22 protein-coding genes are annotated in these 19941 nt (G+C 73.0%); 14 read left to right on the forward strand and 8 right to left on the reverse strand.

All coding sequences use genetic code 11. The features are described 5' to 3' along the window. The first annotated feature begins 195 nt into the window (after positions 1–195). From OTB20_RS16400 to OTB20_RS16420, 5 genes are all read left to right on the forward strand, one after another. On the forward strand, positions 196–2292 hold the full coding sequence (locus OTB20_RS16400) for a peptidoglycan binding domain-containing protein (RefSeq protein WP_267818241.1): 2097 nt from the start codon (positions 196–198) through the stop codon (positions 2290–2292). 161 nt (positions 2293–2453) lie between these two features. Then, complete coding sequence (locus OTB20_RS16405) at positions 2454–3416, forward strand: ABC transporter ATP-binding protein (RefSeq protein ID WP_420716413.1); 963 nt, start codon at positions 2454–2456, stop codon at positions 3414–3416. 5 nt (positions 3417–3421) lie between these two features. Then, positions 3422–4177, forward strand: coding sequence for an ABC transporter permease (locus tag OTB20_RS16410; RefSeq protein ID WP_267818242.1), 756 nt, complete (start codon positions 3422–3424; stop codon positions 4175–4177). A 92-nt stretch (positions 4178–4269) separates the two neighbouring features. After that, the gene (locus tag OTB20_RS16415) at positions 4270–5376 is read left to right on the forward strand and encodes a sensor histidine kinase (RefSeq protein ID WP_420716422.1); all 1107 of its coding nucleotides are present in this window, start codon (positions 4270–4272) and stop codon (positions 5374–5376) included. Continuing rightward, entirely contained in the window at positions 5373–5990 is a 618-nt protein-coding gene (locus OTB20_RS16420; protein ID WP_267757451.1) for a response regulator, read from the forward strand. Before OTB20_RS16415 ends, OTB20_RS16420 begins: the two co-directional genes overlap by 4 nt. Before the next feature lie 58 nt (positions 5991–6048). Here OTB20_RS16420 and OTB20_RS16425 read toward each other — a convergent pair whose 3' ends face one another. The 3 genes from OTB20_RS16425 to OTB20_RS16435 form a co-directional block, all read right to left on the reverse strand. Continuing rightward, positions 6049–6846, reverse strand: a complete 798-nt coding sequence (locus tag OTB20_RS16425; protein ID WP_267818243.1) for a MerR family transcriptional regulator — start codon at positions 6844–6846, stop codon at positions 6049–6051. Positions 6847–7001: 155 nt separating this feature from the next. Continuing rightward, positions 7002–7793 (reverse strand): transglutaminase-like domain-containing protein, encoded by a 792-nt coding sequence (locus OTB20_RS16430; protein ID WP_267818245.1) that lies wholly within the window; start codon positions 7791–7793, stop codon positions 7002–7004. Next, a complete protein-coding gene (locus OTB20_RS16435; protein WP_267818246.1) occupies positions 7790–8782 on the reverse strand; it encodes a GNAT family N-acetyltransferase in 993 nt (330 codons plus the stop codon). Before OTB20_RS16435 ends, OTB20_RS16430 begins: the two co-directional genes overlap by 4 nt. A gap of 117 nt (positions 8783–8899) precedes the next feature. Between OTB20_RS16435 and fdxA the strand changes: the two genes are divergently transcribed. Continuing rightward, positions 8900–9229 carry a ferredoxin gene (gene fdxA / locus OTB20_RS16440; protein ID WP_048475372.1) on the forward strand — a complete coding sequence of 110 codons (330 nt, stop codon included), beginning with the start codon at positions 8900–8902 and terminating at the stop codon, positions 9227–9229. Positions 9230–9395: 166 nt separating this feature from the next. Then, positions 9396–10496, forward strand: a complete 1101-nt coding sequence (dapC, locus tag OTB20_RS16445; protein WP_267818248.1) for a succinyldiaminopimelate transaminase — start codon at positions 9396–9398, stop codon at positions 10494–10496. A gap of 96 nt (positions 10497–10592) precedes the next feature. Here the strand turns inward: dapC and OTB20_RS16450 are convergent, their stop codons facing one another. Both OTB20_RS16450 and OTB20_RS16455 read right to left on the reverse strand, forming a co-directional pair. After that, entirely contained in the window at positions 10593–11000 is a 408-nt protein-coding gene (locus OTB20_RS16450) for an ATP-binding protein (RefSeq protein WP_267818250.1), read from the reverse strand. A 228-nt stretch (positions 11001–11228) separates the two neighbouring features. Further along, a complete protein-coding gene (locus tag OTB20_RS16455; RefSeq protein WP_267818252.1) occupies positions 11229–12206 on the reverse strand; it encodes a hypothetical protein in 978 nt (325 codons plus the stop codon). Positions 12207–12293: 87 nt separating this feature from the next. Here OTB20_RS16455 and dapE point away from each other — a divergent pair, with 87 nt between their 5' ends. Next, positions 12294–13373 (forward strand): succinyl-diaminopimelate desuccinylase, encoded by a 1080-nt coding sequence (dapE, locus tag OTB20_RS16460; RefSeq protein WP_267818254.1) that lies wholly within the window; start codon positions 12294–12296, stop codon positions 13371–13373. Between the two features lie 64 nt (positions 13374–13437). Beyond that, positions 13438–14196 (forward strand): TIGR00730 family Rossman fold protein, encoded by a 759-nt coding sequence (locus OTB20_RS16465; protein WP_267757460.1) that lies wholly within the window; start codon positions 13438–13440, stop codon positions 14194–14196. An 87-nt stretch (positions 14197–14283) separates the two neighbouring features. Here OTB20_RS16465 and folP read toward each other — a convergent pair whose 3' ends face one another. Next, a complete protein-coding gene (folP, locus tag OTB20_RS16470; RefSeq protein ID WP_267818256.1) occupies positions 14284–15144 on the reverse strand; it encodes a dihydropteroate synthase in 861 nt (286 codons plus the stop codon). Positions 15145–15220: 76 nt separating this feature from the next. On the opposite strand from folP, the gene OTB20_RS16475 reads away from it, so the two are divergent. After that, entirely contained in the window at positions 15221–15556 is a 336-nt protein-coding gene (locus tag OTB20_RS16475) for a DivIVA domain-containing protein (protein ID WP_267818258.1), read from the forward strand. After that, the gene (locus tag OTB20_RS16480) at positions 15553–16131 is read left to right on the forward strand and encodes a DNA-3-methyladenine glycosylase I (protein WP_324290379.1); all 579 of its coding nucleotides are present in this window, start codon (positions 15553–15555) and stop codon (positions 16129–16131) included. The genes OTB20_RS16475 and OTB20_RS16480 overlap by 4 nt, the downstream gene beginning before the upstream one ends. An 82-nt stretch (positions 16132–16213) precedes the next feature. On the opposite strand, the gene OTB20_RS16485 is transcribed toward OTB20_RS16480, so the two are convergent. Beyond that, entirely contained in the window at positions 16214–17017 is an 804-nt protein-coding gene (locus OTB20_RS16485) for an enoyl-CoA hydratase/isomerase family protein (protein WP_267818260.1), read from the reverse strand. Positions 17018–17347: 330 nt separating this feature from the next. Between OTB20_RS16485 and OTB20_RS16490 the strand changes: the two genes are divergently transcribed. Continuing rightward, positions 17348–17515: a DUF3117 domain-containing protein gene (locus OTB20_RS16490; RefSeq protein WP_003966491.1), complete on the forward strand. Its 168-nt coding sequence runs from the start codon at positions 17348–17350 to the stop codon at positions 17513–17515. Positions 17516–17684: 169 nt separating this feature from the next. Here OTB20_RS16490 and OTB20_RS16495 read toward each other — a convergent pair whose 3' ends face one another. Further along, the gene (locus OTB20_RS16495) at positions 17685–18347 is read right to left on the reverse strand and encodes an O-methyltransferase (RefSeq protein WP_267757465.1); all 663 of its coding nucleotides are present in this window, start codon (positions 18345–18347) and stop codon (positions 17685–17687) included. Between the two features lie 143 nt (positions 18348–18490). Between OTB20_RS16495 and sigE the strand changes: the two genes are divergently transcribed. Together sigE and OTB20_RS16505 are read left to right on the forward strand one after the other, a co-directional pair. Next, positions 18491–19270, forward strand: a complete 780-nt coding sequence (gene sigE / locus OTB20_RS16500; RefSeq protein WP_267818262.1) for an RNA polymerase sigma factor SigE — start codon at positions 18491–18493, stop codon at positions 19268–19270. Further along, positions 19267–19938: an anti-sigma factor family protein gene (locus OTB20_RS16505; protein ID WP_324290380.1), complete on the forward strand. Its 672-nt coding sequence runs from the start codon at positions 19267–19269 to the stop codon at positions 19936–19938. The genes sigE and OTB20_RS16505 overlap by 4 nt, the downstream gene beginning before the upstream one ends. The last annotated feature ends 3 nt before the right edge of the window (positions 19939–19941 follow it).

A 19941-nucleotide genomic window follows, 5' to 3' on the forward strand; every position in this document is an offset into this window, starting at 1 on the left:
CAGTCCTTGCGCGGACCTCCGCGAGCCGGGCGACGGGTGCTCAAAGGGTGCGCGCAGGGGGCACGCAGGCGGTCCGGGGGGACCCTTCGCACTCGGCCGCCGGGTGCGCGCGGGCGGCGGCCAGTATGGTGGACCGGCCGCCGAGCTGCCCGCGCACGCTATGACGGGCGGCGGAGCCGATCGGGAGAATCTGACGTGAGCCGTGAAACTGACAGTCCGTCCTCCGGGCCCAACGGGCCCGGAGGAGCTGCGTACCCCTCGGGTGCGCAGCCGTACGGATCAGGCCAGTATCCGTCCACGACAGTGCCACCCGGTCCGGGCACGGCGACCATCCCGGAGGAGAGTTCAGTGACCGCACCGCCCGCGAAGCCGTCCACACCCGATTCCGACGGGCCGAAGACGGAGACCCAGCTGACGACCCGGATCCGGATCAACATCCCGGGTTCGCGGCCGATTCCGCCCGTGGTCGTACGCCAGTCCATGCCCGAATCCGAGGCCGGGTACGAGCCCGAGCCCGCTCCCGCCCCGGCTCCCGCACCCGAGCAGGGTCCCGGAGACGAGGCGGCCAGCAACTGGTTCGCCCCGCGCAAGGCCGGCTCCGGCCCCGACCCGGGCCCCGGCCCCGCCCCGGCCGGCGGCCAGCGCTTCGACACGCCCCCGCAGGGCTACCCCCAGCCTCAGGCAGGACCGCGCCCCGGCGCGCCGACGCGCCCCGGCCCCGGCGGCCCCCGCTCCGGCCCGATGCCCGCCCCGGCCCCGGCCGGCGGCCAGCGCTTCGACACGCCCCCGCAGGGTTACCCCCAGCCTCAGGCGGGACCGCGCCCCGGTGCGCCGATGGGCCCCGGCCCCGGCGGCCCCGGCGTCGGCACCGGGCCGGGCGCCGGCCCCGGCCCCGGCTACCCCGCGCCTCCCGCCGGACCCGGCGGCCCCCGTCCGGGCGGTCCCGCGGGCCCCGGGCAGGGCCACATGCAGGGCCCCGGGCAGGGCCACATGCAGGGCCCCGGGCAGGGCCACATGCAGGGCCCCGGCGGCGGTCCCGCCGGTCCGCCCGGGCCGCCGCCCGTCGCCGGAGCCGCGTACGGCCCCGGCTCCGGTCCCGTGGCCCAGGCCCTGGGAGCTCCCGTCCCGCCCGCCCCCGCCTGGCCCGGCACCGGCCGCGGCCCGGCCGGTCCGACCGGTGGGCCCGAGCTGGGTTCCGTACCGTTGGGCGGTCCGCAGGCGCCGAGCTGGCCCGGCCCCGAGCTGGACTCCGCCGGACACCCGCAGCCCGCACCCGGCGCCCGCGCCGCGGGGCAGGGCGCGGCCGCCCCGGCGCCCGCGAACAAGGGCAAGGCGCCGGCCCGGCCCGCCAAGAAGAGCCGGAACAAGCTGGTCCTCCTCGGCGGCGCCCTCTTCACGCTGCTCGGCGTGGCCTACGGAGCCGGTCTGCTCCTCAACCACTCCGACGTCCCCAAGGGCACGACCGTCATGGGCGTCGACATCAGCGGCACCCGCGACGAGGCCGTCGCCAAGCTCCAGACGGCCTTCGGCAACCGCGCCTCCGCCCCGCTCCAGCTCACCGTCGGCGGCAAGCCGGTCGAGCTCAAGCCCGAGAAGGCCGGCCTGAGCCTGGACGGCCAGACCACCGTCCGTAACGCGGCGGGCAGCGACTACAACCCCGTCACGGTCATCGGCTCCCTGTTCGGCAGCGAGCGCCAGGCCGAGGCCGTCATGCCCATCGACGAGGAGAAGCTGCGGGTCGCCCTCCAGGAGGTGGCCGGCACCGCCGGCGCCCCCACCGAGGCCACCATCACCTTCGACACCGGCAAGGCCGTCGCCGTCCCCGGCAAGCCCGGCTCCATGCTCGACGTGGACAGCTCCGTCGGCCCGGTCACCAAGGCCTTCCGCGACATGGTCGCCAGCGGCCGATCCACTCCGGTCGACCTCCCCGTCGCCACCAAGGACCCGGTCGTCGGCAAGGACGAACTGGACCGGGCCATGAAGGAGTTCGCCGAGCCCGCGATGTCGGCGCCGGTCCTCATCAAGGCGGGCGCCAAGTCCATCCCCTTCGGCGCCAAGTCCCTGCCGAAGATCCTGAGCATGCAGGTCGTGGAAGGCCACCTCGTCGAGAAGTACGACCTGGAAGCCCTCAAGACCACCTACGGGAACACCTTCGACGGCGTCCTCATCATGCGCGGCACCGGCAAGAAGACCGCCATCACCCCGCAGGACGTCGCCGGCGCCCTCGGCAAGGCGCTGCGCGGCAAGACGACCGCCGAGCGGACCGAGGTCATCGACACCAACCCGAACTGACCGGTGCGCACGCACCCGTGAGCTCGGATCGGAGCCCCTCCCCGGATGCCGGGGAGGGGCTCCGGCGCATCCGCGTCTACCGAACCGCATGACATCGGTCATGCGGCTCACACGACGCGGGACACTGCCGCGCGGACCCCCGTACCCGGGAGCCTTGAGCCATGAAGACGAAGACCGCGACGCAGTCCAGCGCCGCCACGGAACCCGGCCCCGGCAGCGGCGCCCCGGGCGCGGCCGTGGTGAGCTTCGAGAACGTGACCAAGAGCTACGGCCCGGTCCGGGCCGTCGACGGGCTCTCCCTCGACCTGCACCCGGGCGAGACCGTCGCCCTCCTCGGCCCCAACGGCGCCGGCAAGTCCTCCACCCTCGACCTGCTCCTCGGCCTGCGCCCGGCCGACTCCGGATCCGTCCGGCTCTTCGGCACCACCCCCCGCGAGGCCATCGCGGCCGGCCGGGTCGGCGCGATGCTGCAGACCGGTGGCCTGATGGAGGAGGTGACCGTACGCGAACTGGTCGAGCTCACCTGCGCCCTGCACCCGCGCCCGTACCCGGTCGAGCAGGTACTCGGCCTCGCCGGGGTCGGCGACATCGCCGGCCGGATGGTCAACAAGCTCTCCGGCGGCCAGGAGCAGCGCGTGCGCTTCGCCCTCGCCTCGGCCGGCCACAGCGACCTGATCGTGCTCGACGAGCCGACCACCGGCATGGACGTCACCGCCCGGCAGGCCTTCTGGGCCACCATGCGCGAACAGGCGGCCCAGGGCCGCACCGTCCTGTTCGCCACGCACTACCTGGAGGAGGCCGACGCGATCGCCGACCGGGTGCTGGTCCTGAGCAAGGGCCGGCTCCTCGCCGACGGCACCGCCGCCGAGATCAAGGCCCGGGCCGGCGCCCGCCGGATCGCCTTCGACCTCCCCGAGGGCTCGGTCGACGAGCGCGCCCTGCGCGAACTCCCCTGCCTCACCGGCTTCGAACGCCACGGTGACACCGTCCGGCTCCAGTCGAGCGACGCCGACGCGACCGTCCACGCCGTGTACGCCCTGGGCGCCCACCCCCGCAACCTGGAGGTCGCGGGCCTGGGCCTGGAGCAGGCCTTCATCGCCCTCACCGAGGCCGAGGAGGCCTGAACACCATGCAGAACACCGGAACGACCAAGCTGGTCAAACTCGAGATCATCCGCGCCCTGCGCAACAAGAAGTACATGTTCTTCACCGTCCTCTACCCGGCCGCCCTCTTCCTGATGCTCGGCGGCACTCTCAGCGGCACGACCAAGGTCATGGGCACGGACCTGACCATGCCCGCGTTCTACATGGTGGCGATGGCGTCCTTCGGCGCCCTCACCGCCGTCCTCATGGGCAACAGCGAGCGCATCGCCAAGGAGCGCGAGGCCGGCTGGGTCCGACAGCTGCGCCTCACCACCCTGCCCGGCCACGGGTACGTCATCGCGAAGACCGCGAGCGCCGGCGTGCTCTCGCTCCCCGCCATCCTCGTCGTCTTCGCGGTCGCCGCGGGCGTCAAGGGCGTCCGGTTCGAGGCCTGGCAGTGGCTCGCCCTCACCGGCTCCATCTGGGCCGGCAGCCTGGTCTTCGCCGCCCTGGGCGTCGCCCTCGGCTACCTCGCGAGCGGGGACACCGTCCGCCCCGTCACGATGCTCTGCTACTTCGGCCTGTCCATCCTCGGCGGCCTGTGGATGCCCACCGCCAACTTCCCCGGCTGGCTCCGCGCCATCTGCGAATGGCTCCCGACCCACGCCTACGCCGGCCTCGGCCAGGCCATCGAGCTGGGCGGCGCGCCACACGCCAAGGACGTGGCCATACTCGCGGGGTACTTCGTACTGTTCACCGGTGCCGCCGCCTGGCTGTACCGCAAGGACTCCCTGAAGGCGTGAGAGCCGTGACCAGCATTGCGGAAGCCGGGGAACCGACAGGGGTACCGGGCTCGACCCGGGCAGGGGTCCCGCCGGAGAGCGGCCGGCAGCGGATCGTGAAAGCGCTGTGGATCAGCATCTGGCTCTTCTACCTCAGCGCCCCCGTCACCGACCTGATCAGCGGCGGCCACCCCCTCGGAGTCCGGCTGCTCGGCTGGCTGGGCCTCGCGGTCTTCGTCACCTGGTACCTGACCCTCGTCTTCCGCACCGCCCGGCAGATGGACACCCGCCGGGTCCTGTTCTCGGTGACGGCGCTCGCCGCCCAGGCCGCGCTCCTCTCCCTGACGCTCGGCCGCGAATGGCTCGTGCTCTTCGTCTACGTGGCCATCTCCTCCGGGGCCGCCCTCCCAGGGGAGGTCTCCCGCTGGACCGTCCCCGGCGCGACCGCCCTGCTGACGGTCACGGCCCTCGCGGTGCCCGACGGCAAGGCGTACCTGGCGGGCCTGCTGATCCCCGCCCTGATGGGCGGGTTCGCCATGGTCGGCGTCCGCGCGATGATCCGCACCACCATCGAACTGCGCCAGGCGCGGGCCACGGTGGCGCAGCTCGCCGCCAACGAGGAACGGCTGAGGATGGCCCGGGACCTGCACGACCTGCTGGGGCACTCGCTGTCGCTGATCACGCTCAAGAGCGAACTGGCCGGGCGGATGCTGCCCGGCCGGCCCGAGGAGGCCGCCCGCCAGGTGGCCGACATCGAGCAGGTCAGCCGACAGGCACTGGTCGACGTACGGGAGGCCGTGAGCGGCTACCGGCGGCCGACGCTCCCCGGCGAACTGGCGGGCGCCCGGACCGCGCTGACGGCGGCAGGCATCCTCGCGGACCTCCCCTCGCACTGGCCGGGAGAGCTCCCGGAGGAGATCGAATCGGCGCTGGCCTGGGCGCTGCGCGAAGCCGTCACCAACGTGGTCCGGCACAGCGGCGCGAGGCGCTGTACGGTCGCCCTGGGCACCCAGCAGACCCTGGCGGGCCCGGTGGCGGAGCTGACGGTCACCGACGACGGCGCACCCGGCCCCTGCACCCCCGGCAACGGCCTGACGGGTCTGACGGAACGACTGACGGCGGTCGGCGGCACCCTGACCGCGGCTCCGGCCGGGCGGCGCGAGCGGGGCAGGGCCGGCTTCCGGCTCGAGGCACGCGTCCCCCTAGGATCACGGCCATGACCCCACGCCCGATCCGGATCCTCCTGGCGGAGGATCAGTCCATGGTCCGCGAGGCCCTGGCGGCCCTCCTCGGGCTGGAGCCGGACATCGAGGTGGTGGCCCAAGTCGCCCGCGGCGACGAGGTGGTGGCCGCGGCCCGGTCCCACGACGTCAACGTCGCCCTCCTCGACATCGAGATGCCGGGCATGACGGGCATCGAGGCGGCGGCGGCCCTGCACGCCGAACTTCCCGCCCTGCGGATCGTGATCCTGACGACCTTCGGCCGCCCCGGGTACCTGCGGGGCGCGATGGAAGCCGGGGCCTCCGCCTTCCTGGTCAAGGACGCACCGGCCGCACAACTCGCCGACGCGGTACGCAGGGTCCTCGCGGGGGAGCGCGTCATCGACCCCAACCTGGCGGCCGCCGCCCTGGCCGAGGGCGCCAACCCGCTGACCGACCGCGAACGGGAGGTCCTGCGCGCGGCGGAGTCGGGAGCGACCAACGCGGAACTGGCCGCCCGGCTCCACCTGTCCCAGGGCACGGTCCGCAACTACCTCTCGACGGCCATCCAGAAACTGGCGGCCCGCAACCGCGCCGAAGCGGTCCGCGTGGCCCGCGAGAAGGGCTGGCTGTAGCGCCGGGCCGGATGCCCCGTAAGGAGGTCCGGGCCGCGCAGGCTACCGCGCCGCGCGGTCATCGCGCGTTGGCGGGGCCATCAGGGCCCGGACGCGTGCCGGGGTGCGGCGGCAGCAGGTCCGCCACCACCTGCCAGCCGTTGACGATCCACACCAGCCGCCAGTACCGCTCCACCCCGGGATCCTGCGCCTCCTCGGGGGCCGCCGGTTCCCCGCCGGCCCCGGCCTCGATGCCGGGCGCGTACCCGGCGGCCTGGCGTACGGCCGCTCGGCGCATCCGGGCCCGGAAGTCCTCGTCGCCGGCCAGCTCGGCGAGCTCCACCCACGCGGCGACCTGCTCGTCGGACGGATCGTCGGGGAGCTCGGGAGTGGCGGCGCGCATCATGGTCACCGCGGCCGGGTCGGCATCCGCCGCGGCGAAGGTGGCGAAAGTGCCGTCGATGAAATCGTCGATCAGCCGCCGGCGCTCCTCGCCGGACAGCATTGTGAGCTTGTGCACGAGCTTGATCTCCTCGGGATCGGACCCGCGTCCGGCCACGGCGCGCAGCACGCTCCGACGCAGTCGCAGCACCCGGATCCGTACGTCCACCGCGTCGGCGTGCGCCGTGGCGACGTCCGTCACGGAGAGCTCGCGGTCCAGTACCCGCCGGATCGTGGCCAGGTCCATGCCCAGCTCGCGCAGGGTGTGCAGGAGTTCCAGACGGCGCAGTGCGTCGAGGTCGTAGAGCCGGTAGCCGGCGGGACTTCGGGTGGTCGGCGCCACCACCCCCGAATCGGAGTAGAACCGGATGGTCCTCACGGGCAGGCCGGTCCGCCGGGAAAGCTCCCCGATCGAGTAGAGGGTCGTGGCGTTCATGTCCCCCACTCTGCTGTCTCCACCCACTGGAGACTCAAGGCCGCTCCCCGGCCGGGCCCGGCCCCGATCCCCGACCCCCGCTCGACGGTCTAGTGCTGTGGCCGCGAAGTGCCGTGCCGGGCGCCGCGACACGGTGAACCATTCCGGTCACAGCACTAGTTGAGCCGGGCCCGCGCCGCCGTCGCCTCCGCGCGGATGCGGTCGGCCGACGGCGGATCGATCACGTCCACGACCAGCGCGTAGGACTCCATTTCCGCCGCCCCCGCCACGAACTGCCCCCGCTCCACCAGCAGCTTCGCGCGCTCGTAGCGCAGTGCCGCGGGATGAGAGGGCAGCAGTAGCGCCAGGTCCAGCGCCCACAGCGCCACCCCCGAGTGCTCCGGCCGCGCCGAGGCCCACGCCCGGATGTTGTTCAGGATCCGCAGGACGATGTCCAGCGTGCGCGCCGCGGTCCGCGGCCCGGCCGCCAGCTCCGCCGGGCCCGCGCCCAGCGAGGCGCCCCCCGCGAAGGGGTCGACGACCACACCCTCCTCCGGATCCCCGAAGCCCACCACGAAGTGACCCGGCAGGGCCAGCCCGTACACCGGGGCCCCGGCCCGCCGGGCCACCTCCAGCCAGACCACGGACAGCAGGATGGGCAGCCCGCGCCGCCGCCGCAGCACCTCGTGCAGCAGCGAGGACGAGAGCCGGTCGTAGTCGCCCGGAGTGCCGTGGAAACCCAGCCGGCCGCCCAGCAGCTCGCTCACCGCCGAAGCCCACGCGCGAGCACCCCGCAGCCCGTACGGCAGCATCCCCGCCAGCCGGTCCAGCTCGATCTGCGCCCAGTCCATGGCCCGCTCGTCGAGCTCCGGGTCCCCCTCCGCGGCCAGCAGCAGGCACAGCGTGGCCAGGTCGGGCCGCTCCGCCCGCGCCTCCTCGGCGAACCGCTCCCGCCAGGGCGAGGTCACGCCGCCGTCCGGCGGTAGTGGTGGTAGGAGTGATGGGTCCCGAAGCCCATCCCCTCGTACAGCGCCCGCGCCCCCGTGTTGTCGCTCTCCACCTGGAGCCAGGCCGCCGAGGCGCCCTCCTCCAGCGCGCGCCGCGCCAGCGCCGCCATCACGGCCGAGGCCAGACCCCGCCGCCGGTGTTCCGGGTCGACCTCGACGGCCGCGAAACCGGCCCACCGGCCGTCCACCACGAGCCGCCCGATCGCCCGGCCGGGTACCGTCGCGAACCACACCGAGGGCCCCGCCGTCAGCACCCGGCGCGCGAGCTCGGGGTCCTCCACCCGCCCGTAGCGGGCGAGCCACTCCTCGTCCGGGGCCCGGGTCAGACGTACGCCCGAGACCACGGACTCCTCCACCGCCAGGTCCCCGACCGCCGCCAGCCCGCCGACCCGGACCTGCGCCGACACCTCGCGGACCCAGCCCCGGGCCTCCAGCTCCGCGCACAGCAGCTCCTGCGTGCCCGCGGCCCCCGTGGCGGCCTGGACGTAGGCCGGAAGGCCCCTTCGCGCATACCAGGAGGTCACCCGCGCGAGTGCATCGTCCAGCGTCGTCCCGGGATCGCCGAACGGCAGGACGGAGTTGGCCCGGCGGGTGAATCCACCGGCCGCGCGCAGCGTCCACTCGCCCAGCGGCTCGCTCTCCAGCGGTACCCAGGCCCGCGCACAGGCCCGCGCGACCTCCTCGAAGGAGGCCGCGGGCCCCTTCCGCCGGGCCGGCGCGGCGGGCACGACCTTGCCCGCGACCAGCAAGGATTCCGCGATTCGGACGGACTCGCCGGTCTTCCGTGTGATCGTCACCACACCCGCGTTCCAGGATGTGAGAACCCCTACGGTGTCCGTGAACCGGGGGGCGTCGGTCGAGCCGCGCTCCACCCGTCGCACAGAGACTCGTTTACCCACGTCAGCGGGTGTGATCCGGATCTCCAGCCGTCCACCGGCAGTGATTTCCACAGCTCTGTCCGCCCCTCCTGTTCGGATCGTGCCCGGGAACGGAGATACTAGAGGTGGGCATCGACGACGCCGCGCTCCCGCGCGAATTGGAAAGCCCTACCGAGGAGGAACGAGAGCGTGACCTACGTCATCGCGGAGCCTTGTGTCGACGTCAAGGACAAGGCATGCATCGAAGAGTGCCCCGTCGACTGCATCTACGAGGGCCAGCGGTCCTTGTACATCCACCCGGACGAGTGCGTCGACTGTGGTGCGTGTGAGCCGGTCTGCCCGGTCGAGGCCATCTTCTACGAGGACGACACTCCGGAAGAGTGGAAGGACTACTACAAGGCGAACGTCGAGTTCTTCGACGAGCTCGGCTCGCCCGGTGGTGCTTCCAAGCTCGGCCTGATCGAGCGCGACCACCCCTTCGTCGCAGCCCTCCCGGCGGACATCAACCCGAGCCACTGACGGTCGGGTACCGCCCCACGCGCGTCCCTCGGTCCCGTACGGCTCGCAGCCGCACGGGACCGAGGTGTTTTCGGCCGGCACGGTTCACCGGTACGAAGATGCTCTGGAAGAGCACGGAAGCACCAAAGCAGCACAAGCACGGACACCCGGAAAGCGAGCGCGCAACGTGGCCGCAGTCTCAGCCCGTCTCCCCGTCTTCCCCTGGGACAAGCTGGAGCCGTACAAGGCGACGGCGGCGGCCCACGCGGACGGCATCGTCGACCTCTCCGTCGGCACCCCCGTCGACCCGGTCCCGGAACTGATCCAGCGCGCCCTGATCGAGGCCGCGGACTCCCCGGGCTACCCCACGGTGTGGGGCACCACCGCCCTGCGCGACGCGATCACCGGCTGGGTGCGCGGCCGCCTCGGAGCGGGCGCCGCCGGACACCGCAACGTCCTTCCGGTCGTCGGATCCAAGGAACTGGTGGCCTGGCTGCCGACCCAGCTGGGCCTCGGCGCCGGCGACCAGGTCGCCTACCCGCGACTCGCCTACCCGACGTACGAGGTCGGCGCGCGGCTGTGCGGCGCCGAGCCCGTGGTCTACGACGACCCCACCACGGACCTCGACCCGGCCCGTGTGAAGCTGCTGTGGCTCAACTCCCCGTCCAACCCCACCGGCGCGGTCCTCCTCAAGGCGGAGCTCGCAGGGATCGTGGCCTGGGCGCGCGAGCACGGGATCCTGATCTTCAGCGACGAGTGCTACCTGGAACTGTGCTGGGAGGCCGAGGCCGTCTCCGTCCTGCACGACGAGGTCTGCGGGGGCTCGTACGAGGGCATCGTCGCCGTCCACTCGCTCTCCAAGCGGTCCAACCTGGCCGGCTACCGGGCGGCCTTCATCGCCGGTGACGCCGAAGTCCTGGGCGAACTGCTCCAGATCCGCAAGCACGGCGGCATGATGACCCCCGCGCCCGTCCAGGCGGCCACGGTGGCGGCCCTGGGCGACGACGTACACGTCGAGGAGCAGCGGCTGCGCTACGCGGCCCGTCGCGACACGCTGCGCACGGCCCTGGAGGCACACGGCTTCCGCGTCGAGCACAGCGAGGCCAGCCTGTACCTGTGGGTGACCCGGGACGAGCCCTGCTGGGACACGGTCGCCCACCTGGCCGAGCTGGGCGTCCTCGTCGCTCCGGGCGACTTCTACGGCGAGGCGGGCGCGAACTTCGTCCGTGTCGCCTTCACGGCCACCGACGAGCGCGTCGCGGCGGCGGCCAAGCGGCTGGCGCTCTAAGCCGTCTCCAGCAGCCGGCGCTCCGGCGCCGTGACAGCCCGAAGGGCCCGGGAGTTCGTGCTCCCGGGCCCCTCGGCGTTCTTGCGGCGCCGGCTGCTAGCCGAGGCCGGGCAGGCCGCCCGGCAGGCCGCCCGGCAGGCCGCCGGGGAGTCCGCCCGGCAGGCCGCCGGGGAGTCCGCCGGGGAGTCCGCCCGGCAGGCCGCCGGGGAGTCCGCCCGGCAGGCCGCCACCGGCGAGCGGCAGCCCTGCCAGCAGGCTGCCCGCCGCGCCGGTGACCTCGTCGGTGGGCGCGTCGGCCGGAAGGGTGGACGCGGTGGGCACGGCGCCGGTGGCGGTGTCGCCCGCGGCGGCGACCGTGGCGTCCGGCGCGGTGAGCGCGCCCAGCTGCGGTACGGACTCCAGGCCCGCGGCGCTGGCTGCGCCGGCCGCACCGACCACGGGCGCTGCCCCGGCTGCGAGGAGCAGCGCGGCACGGGCGATCCGACGGGTCAGGGGGAGGGACATGTTGCTCCTAAGCGGTAGCGGCTGAGTACGTCGTGACAACCGCTCGGAGGGGGGCTCGAGTTGCGGAGCCGGTCGGTAAAGGATCCGCAAAGCATCGTTTAATCGGCTTCCGGACCGACCGCGCGGAACACGCGCCGACCTGCGCTTGTATGCCCCCGAGGGCGCCTGTGTCCGCCGTACGGGCCGCCCCCTCACGGGGGACGGATCGCACACCCGTCCATCGGGAATTCAGCCGCGCACGAAGATCCGTACCTGGCCCGGACCCGCGGCGCCGGGATCCCCCGCGCCCTTCTCGGCCGCCGCGGCGCCGCGTTCCCGCCACCGGTCGCCGTCCTTGTCCGCGACCCAGGACCCGGCGGTGTACGAGACCCGCGTGATCCCCAGCTCGCGGGAGCCGGCCACCGCCCACTGCGCGAGCACCTGGCCGGCGCGGGCCGCCGCGGCCCCGCCGCCGGGCTTCGCCACCAGGGTCACCTCGGACTCGGTGGCCGCCCCATCGCCCTCCGCGGCCCGGCCACCCGGATCCGCGGACAGCGTGTACGGGGGGTTCTTGCCGAGCAGCCGGGTCAGCTCCGCCCGGACCTTCGCCGGATCGCCGGGCCCGGCGGGCACGGGCCCGGTGCAGGTCAGGTGGCCGTCGCCGGTGAAGGCCGTGGTCAGCACGGCGGCGTCCGGCTCGTGCTTCGCGTAGGCCTGCGGGAAGGCGCTCAGCTGCACCTTCTGCGCCGCCACCGTCAGCGGGAGCCGCGAATACCCCTTGATCTCGGCCAGCCGGTCGTAGAAGATCCCGGCCGAGTACACGGGGTCCATGATCTGGGCCGGCGTGCCCCAGCCCTGTGAGGGCCGCTGCTGGAACAGGCCGAGCGAATCGCGGTCGCCGTGGTCGAGATTGCGCAGGGCCGACTCCTGCATGGCGGTCGCCAGCGCGATCGTCACCGCCCGGTCGGGCAGCCCCTTGGAGACGCCCACGGCGGCTATCGTCGCCGCGTTCGCCGCCTGGTCCGGGGACAGCTCGTCGTAGTCGCCGGAGCCGCCCTCGGCGCCGCTCTTCGCGCCGGCCGAGGCCGTGCAGTACGGGACGCCGCCACCGCCGTTCGACGCGCGCTGCACGACGAAGTAGCCGGCGACCGCCATCAGCACCAGGAAGCCGGCGGCCCAGCGGAACGGGCGGCGGCGTCGGGGGCGGCTGCGATCGGTCTCCGGCACGCCGCCCACCGTACTTGAGCCGTTCGACGCGTCCATCGGCCGGACGGACCAGGCTCTGCCGCAGCCCGGGGCGTTAGGGTCAGCCCCATGCCCGAATCCGAGCTGGACCTCACCCAGGACGCTGCCGAGCTGACCGCCCGGCTCGTCGACATCCCCTCCGTGAGCGGCGACGAGAAGGTACTCGCCGACCTCGTGGAACACGCCTTGCGCGCGCTGCCGCACCTCACCGTGGACCGCTTCGGCAACAACGTGGTCGCGCGCACCCACCTGGGCCGCGCCGAACGCGTCGTACTCGCCGGACACCTCGACACCGTGCCGATCGCCGGCAACGTGCCCTCCCGCCTCGACGAGAACGACGTCCTGTGGGGATGCGGCACCACCGACATGAAGTCGGGCGTCGCCGTACAGCTGCGCATCGCGGCGACCGTCCCGGAGCCCAACCGCGACCTCACCTTCGTCTTCTACGACCAGGAAGAGGTCGCCTCCGACCTCAACGGCCTCGGCAAGGTCTCCGAGGCCCACCCCGACTGGCTGACCGGTGATTTCGCCGTACTCCTGGAGCCCTCCAACGCCGAGGTCGAGGGCGGCTGCCAGGGCACCTTGCGCGTCCTGCTCCGCACGGCCGGCGAGCGCGCCCACTCCGCGCGCAGCTGGATGGGCTCCAACGCCATCCACGCGGTGAGCCCGATCCTGGCCAAGCTGGCGGCGTACGAGCCCCGCAGGCCCGTGATCGACGGTCTGGAGTACCACGAGGGCCTCAACGCGGTCCGCATCGACGGCGGCGTCGCCAACAACGTCATCCCCGACGCGTGCACCGTGACGGTCAACTTCCGCTTCGCCCCCGACCGGACCACGGAAGAGGCGATCGAGCACGTCCGGGAGGTGTTCGCGGACTGCGACATCGACGAGTTCGTGGTCGACGACCTCTCTCCCGGCGCCCTCCCCGGCCTCTCCCACCCGGCCGCCGCGGCCTTCATGGAGGCCGTCGGGGGACACGCCATGCCGAAGTTCGGCTGGACGGACGTCTCGCGCTTCAGCGCACTGGGCGTCCCGGCGGTCAACTACGGCCCGGGAGATGCCCTGTTGGCGCACAAGGTCGACGAGCGGGTGGAGACGAAGGCGATCCTCCACTGCGAGGAACGACTCCGCGCCTGGCTGACCTCCTGAATTCCCCTTCTCGTCACCTTTGTGCGCCTAACCTGATCCAACGATCAGCAGGAGGGAGCACATCATGGGCAACCCTGAAGGGACCGCTCGTCGTCGGCCCGAGGAGCAGCAGCTCGGGCCGGTGCTGAGGAGGCGGGGCCAGGTGCAGGCCGGCAGTACGACGGACCAGCGGCTGCTGGATTCGGCCGGGCCCTCCGAGTGGGTGCACACCGATCCGTGGCGGGTCCTGCGCATCCAGTCGGAGTTCATCGAGGGCTTCGGCACCCTGGCGGAGCTGCCGCCGGCGATCAGCGTGTTCGGCTCGGCCCGGACGCCGGCGGGTTCGCCGGAGTACGAGGCGGGCGTGCGGATCGGCGGCGCGCTCGTCGAGGCCGGGTTCGCGGTGATCACGGGCGGCGGCCCGGGCGCGATGGAGGCGGCCAACAAGGGCGCCCGGGAGGCCAACGGCATCTCGGTGGGCCTGGGCATCGAGCTCCCCTTCGAACAGGGGCTCAACCAGCACGTGGACCTCGGGCTGAACTTCCGCTACTTCTTCGTCCGCAAGACGATGTTCGTGAAGTACAGCCAGGGCTTCGTCGTGCTGCCGGGCGGACTCGGCACGCTCGACGAGCTGTTCGAGGCCCTGACCCTGGTCCAGACGCAGAAGATCACCCGCTTCCCGATCGTGCTGTTCGGCACGGCCTACTGGAGCGGGCTCATCGACTGGCTGAAGAACACGGTCATCGCCCAGGGCAAGGCCTCGGAGAAGGACCTCTACCTCTTCCACGTCACCGACGACGTCGACGAGGCGATCGCGCTGGTGACGAAGGAAGTCGCCAGGTAGGAGGCCCCGCCGGAGGCCGCGCAGGCCTCCGGCCATCGGGCCGTCCGGTCGCCGGGCCGCCGGCCGTCCGGTCTGCGGGCCGTCGGTTCAGGCGAGGCCCCGGCGGGCGACGGCCGGGGGCCGGTGGCCCTGGATCGAGCGGACCATGTCGAGGATCTGCTTGGTCTCCGCCACCTCGTGGACGCGGTAGACCTGGGCGCCCAGCCAGGCCGAGACGGCCGTCGTGGCCAGGGTGCCCAGGAGCCGTTCCTTGACCGGCATGTCGAGCGTCTCCCCGACGAAGTCCTTGTTCGACAGGGAGACCAGCACCGGCCAGCCCGTCCGCGTCATCTCCGGGAGGCGCCGGGTGGCCTCCAGGGAGTGCCGGGTGTTCTTCCCGAAGTCGTGGCCCGGGTCGATCATGATCGACTCGCGGGGGACGCCCAGGGCCGCCGCGCGTTCGGCCAGCCCGACCGTGACGCGCAGGATGTCGGCCATCACGTCCTCGTACTGGGTCCGGTGCGGCCGGGTCCGCGGCTCGACCCCGCCCGCGTGGGTGCAGACGATGCCGGCGCCGTAGCGCGCGGCCACCTCCGCCAGCTTCGGGTCGACCCCGCCCCACGCGTCGTTCAGCAGATCGGCCCCCGCCTCGCAGACCGCCTCGCCGACCTCGTGCCGCCAGGTGTCGACGCTGATCACCACGTCGGGGTGGCGGCGGCGCACCTCGGCGACGAAGCCCACCGTGCGCCGGGCCTCCTCCGCCGCGTCCACGTGTTCGCCGGGACCGGCCTTGACCCCGCCGATGTCGATGATCGCGGCGCCCTCGGCCACCGCCTGCTCGACCCTGTCCAGGGCCGGCTCGTCGCGGAAGGTCGCTCCCTGGTCGTAGAAGGAGTCAGGAGTCCGGTTCACGATGGCCATGATCACCGGCTCGTGGGTGTCGAACTCGCGCCTGCCCAGTCGCAGCATCCTGCTCTTTCCTCCTTCGGCGGCCCTTGCGCCTCGCCTGCGACCTTAACCTGGTGGCCGGAGTCTCTCAGGGGAGTTGATCGTGTTCGCGTTCTTGCTCATCGCGCTGGTCGTGGTCGTCGCCGGAGTCACCCTCGGGGTGGCCGGCGGGGGATCCGAGGCCGTGCTGCCGGAGGCCGAGCCCGACCGGCTCTCGGACGCCCTGCCGGAGAACCGCCCCGTCGTGCGGGCGGACATCGACGAGCTCCGTCTGCCCGTGGCCCCGCGCGGCTACCGGATGGCCGACGTGGACGACGTACTGGAGCGGCTCGCGGCGGAGCTGGCCGAGCGTGACGCACGGATCGCCGAGCTCACCGCGGCCGCCGCGCCCGCCGACGCCTCCGTGGACCTGACCAAGGGCGCCGAGCAGTGAGTGGAGTGGTCGCCGGCCCCGACGGGGGCCTGCGCTGCCCCTGGGGCCTGTCCACCGAGGACTACATCGCCTACCACGACACGGAGTGGGGGCGGCCGGTCCACGGGGACGACGCGCTGTACGAGCGGCTGTGTCTGGAGGCGTTCCAGTCGGGGCTGTCCTGGCTGACGATCTTGCGCCGGCGCGAGGGGTTCCGGGCGGCGTTCGAGGGCTTCGAGATCGACCGGGTCGCGCGGTTCGGTGAGCAGGACGTGGAACGGCTCCTCGGCGACGAGGGGATCATCCGCAACCGCGCGAAGATCGAGGCGACCCTCGCCAACGCGAAGACCCTGGCCGGGTGGGGCGAGGGCGAACTCGACGCTCTGATCTGGTCCCACGCCCCGGCCCCGGGGCCGGTCCCGAGGAGCACCACCGAGATCCCGGCGGTGACCCCGGAATCCACGGCCCTGGCCAAGGCCCTGAAGAAGGCGGGCATCCGCTTCGTGGGCCCCACGACGGCCTACGCCCTGATGCAGGCCTGCGGCCTGGTGAACGACCACCTGGCCCACTGCGTGGCCCGTACCCCGTCCCCCTGAGCCCGCAGGCAGCCGCGGCGCCGTCGGCCGGGGCGGAGCCCCAGGGGTCCGGGCGGAGCCGGCCGCCCCGGAGGGGACCCGGTCAGCGGCCCAGGTAGCGGGGAGCCTCCTTCGCGAGGAAGGCTTCGACGGCGATCCCGTGGTCCGCGGAGCCGCCCGCACGGGCCTGGAGCACGTCCTCGTGGTCCAGCGCGTCGTCGAGCGACCGTGAGGCCCCGTACGCCAGGGATTCCTTCAGGGCCGCGTAGGCGACGGTCGGGCCCTCGGCCAGCCGCCGGGCCACGGCCAGCGCCTCTGCCGCGAGCTGCTCGGAGGGGACGACGCGGTTCGCGATGCCGAGTTCCAGGGCCTCCTGGGCCTTCACGGACCGGGGGAAGAGCAGCAGGTCGGAGGCGCGCGAGCCGCCGATCAGGCGGGGCAGCGTCCAGGAGACGCCCGAGTCGGCGGTCAGGGCGACCCCCGCGAACGAGGTGTTGAAGGACGCGGTGTCCGCGACCACCCGGAAGTCCGCCGCCAGGGCGAAACCGAAGCCCGCGCCGGCCGCGACCCCGTTCACGCCAGCGACCACCGGCTTCGCCATCTCCGTCAGCGCCCGGACGATCGGGTTGTAGTGCTCCGCGACGGTGTTCATGGTCAGTGAGGAGCCGTGCTCGCGGTCGGCCGCCAGGAACCCGACGTGCTCCTTGAGGTCCTGGCCCACGCAGAACGCCCGGTTGCCGGCCGCGGTGAGCAGGACCGCCCGTACCGCCGGATCGGCGGCCGCCGCCCGGGCCGCGTCGCGCAGGGCGACCTTGGCCTCGGTGTTCATGGCGTTCATGGCCTCGGGGCGGTTGATCGTGATGGTCGCGAGTCCGTCGGTCACTTCGTAGAGCACGCTGTCGGCCATGGCGGGGGTCCCCCTTCGTCGCGGGTGGCTACCGACCGGTATCGGCCGGTGCAAGGGCCAGCATGGCGGACCGGGCCGCGGTCGCACATGTGATGTGCGTCAAATAAACAGGAGGGTGAAGGTGAGGTGCGGCGGCGAAGTATCGCAGGCGGCTCCCCGAAATGAGTGGTTTTGGTCAAGCGCGTTGCACAAGCGTTCCCAGCCGATGTTGGTCATCGGGTCCTGACATGCGGGATAATGGCCTGGAAGCAATGTGTTCGATGCCGGGTACTAGGCGCCTGAATGGAGCCGTCGGCTGACGATGAACTGGTTTCAGGAAGGGGAACGAGCATGGCGGCCATGAAGCCGCGGACGGGCGACGGCCCGCTCGAGGTCACCAAGGAGGGGCGGGGCATCGTCATGCGCGTACCGCTCGAGGGCGGCGGTCGGCTCGTCGTCGAGCTGACTCCCGACGAAGCGGACGCCCTGGGTGACGCCCTGAAGAAGGTTGTCGGCTAACCCGTCGAGGGTACTGGCGCCAACTGAAATCTCTGCACCGCCCCGGTCGCTCACCGCGCCCGGGGCGGTGTTGTTTTTTTTATTGGCCCCGCGACGCCGCCGGCCTGCCGGGCGGCCTCGCGCGAGGCCGCGCTCGATCGGCGCCTCTTCGGCGCCGGACGGAGCCTTCCTAGCGCCGGACCGCGCACAGCAGGCCGTCGCCCACCGGGAGCAGGGCGGCCTCCAGGGCCGGACTCTCGCGGACGCTGCGCAGTAGCTCGCGGACGCGGAGCACCTCCACCGGCTGGGCCGCGGAGTCGACCGTACGGCCGTCGGAGAAGACTCCCTCGAAGCAGACGAGGCCGCCGGGGCGCAGTAGGCGCAACGATTCAGCGAGGTAGTCGAGGGACTCGGAGGGGTCCCCGTCGCAGAAGACGAGGTCGTAGCCGCCGTCCGCCAGCCGGGGCAGTACGTCCAGGGCGCGGCCCGGGATGAAGCGGGCGCGGTTGCCCGCGAAGCCGGCGGCGCGGAACGCCTGGCGGGCGAAGGCCTGCCGGTCCGGTTCGGGATCGACCGTTGTCAGGACCCCGTCGGCGCGCATTCCGTGCAGGAGGTGGATGCCGGACACGCCGGTTCCGGTGCCGATTTCGGCGACCGCTTTCGCGTCCGCGGTGGCGGCGAGCAGGCGCAGCGCGGCCCCGGTGCCGGGGGAGACGGAGCGAAGTCCCGCTTCCCTGGACCGGTCGCGGGCCCATCGCAGAGCGTCGTCTTCGGCGACAAACGCGTCGGCGAACGCCCAGCTCGTCTGCCGGTTGCCGGTTATGACCCTCTCCTGTCCCCATAGTTGGCGCAACGGTGACTGTATCCGCTGGAGTCGGGAACCCGCAGATGGGACCGGGCGTTGTGAGCAGTAGAGACGCAAGGACGGGCCGGGGCCCGGGACCGATGCAAAGTTACTGCAAAAAAGCTTATCCAGAGCTGACGGGAAGGGTGGCTATGGTAGGGATTCCGCTGGACACCACCAGAGCCGACAGGGGAGGTGCGGCTGCGCCTGTGGATCGTGGGGGTGTCCTCCGACGCCTCTTCTGGTCGGCCGGTGAGCCGAAATCCGTGACCAACATTGCTGACCGCTTCCGCACCGCAGACACCGCAACAACCGCGACCTTCGCCGCCGATGCGGGCTCCCAGGCGTGGACCCCTCCCTCGTGGGAGGAGATCGTCAGCACGCACAGTGCGCGGGTCTACCGTCTCGCCTACAGGCTGACGGGCAACCAGCACGACGCCGAGGACCTGACGCAGGAAGTGTTCGTCCGCGTCTTCCGCTCGCTGTCCACCTACACGCCCGGCACGTTCGAGGGCTGGCTGCACAGGATCACCACGAACCTGTTCCTGGACATGGTCCGCCGCAAGCAGCGGATCCGTTTCGACGCCCTCGCCGACGACGCCGCCGAGCGGCTGCCGAGCCGTGAGCCGTCCCCGCAGCAGGTGCTGCACGACACCCACTTCGACGCGGACGTGCAGCAGGCGCTGGACACGCTCGCGCCCGAGTTCCGCGCGGCCGTGGTGCTGTGTGACATCGAGGGCCTGTCGTACGAGGAGATCGCCGCCACGCTGGGCGTGAAGCTCGGCACCGTGCGCAGCCGTATCCACCGGGGCCGCTCCCACCTGCGCAAGGCGCTCAAGCACCGGTCGCCCGAGGCCCGTGCGGAGCAGCGTGCGCTGGCCGGCGTGGCGGTGGGAGCGCCCGGCACCGGGGGAGAGGGCGGAGCCGAGTGAGCGGGACCAGTCCGTCCCCGTCGCCTGCCGAACATCACCTGGGCGACCGGCTCGCCGCCCTCGTGGACGGGGAGTTGAGCCACGATGCCCGCGAACGGGTGCTGGCGCACCTGGCGACGTGTGCGAGATGCAAGGCCGAGGCCGATGCGCAGCGGCGCCTGAAGACCATGTTCGTGGAGAGCGCACCGCCTCCGCTGTCGGCCGGGCTCCTGGCGCGGTTGCAAGGACTGCCGGGAGGCGGCTCCGACGGCCCCTCAGGTCCTTCCGGCCGCTTCGGCCCGCCGCCGGGCGCCGAGCCCTTCCCGACCTTCGCCTACGCGCCGCCCGCGGCCGCCGCCGCGCCGCAGCAGCAGGGTTTTCGGATACACGAGGTGGGCCGGCAGCGGCGCCGCTTCGCCTTCGTCGCCGCCGGAGCGGTGTCGCTCGCCGCGATCGCGCTGGGCGGCACGCTGCCGATGGAAGCGATCGAGCCCAATGCCCGGGGCGAGGCCCCGGCCGCGCGAACGGGACCCGTGGTGCCGGTGGTCGACGCGGTGGTCCGGGAGAACCGGATGCCGAAGCCGGGCACCGTCCCGACGCTCCGCTCCGTCACCCCCCTCGCGGCCTCCCCGTCGCCGTCCCCCAACACCGCCTCCTCCTCGGCGCGCCCGGTCTCCCTGTACCGGTAGGAG

The organism is Streptomyces sp. H27-H1, assembly GCF_026627445.1.
GTDB lineage: Bacteria > Actinomycetota > Actinomycetes > Streptomycetales > Streptomycetaceae > Streptomyces.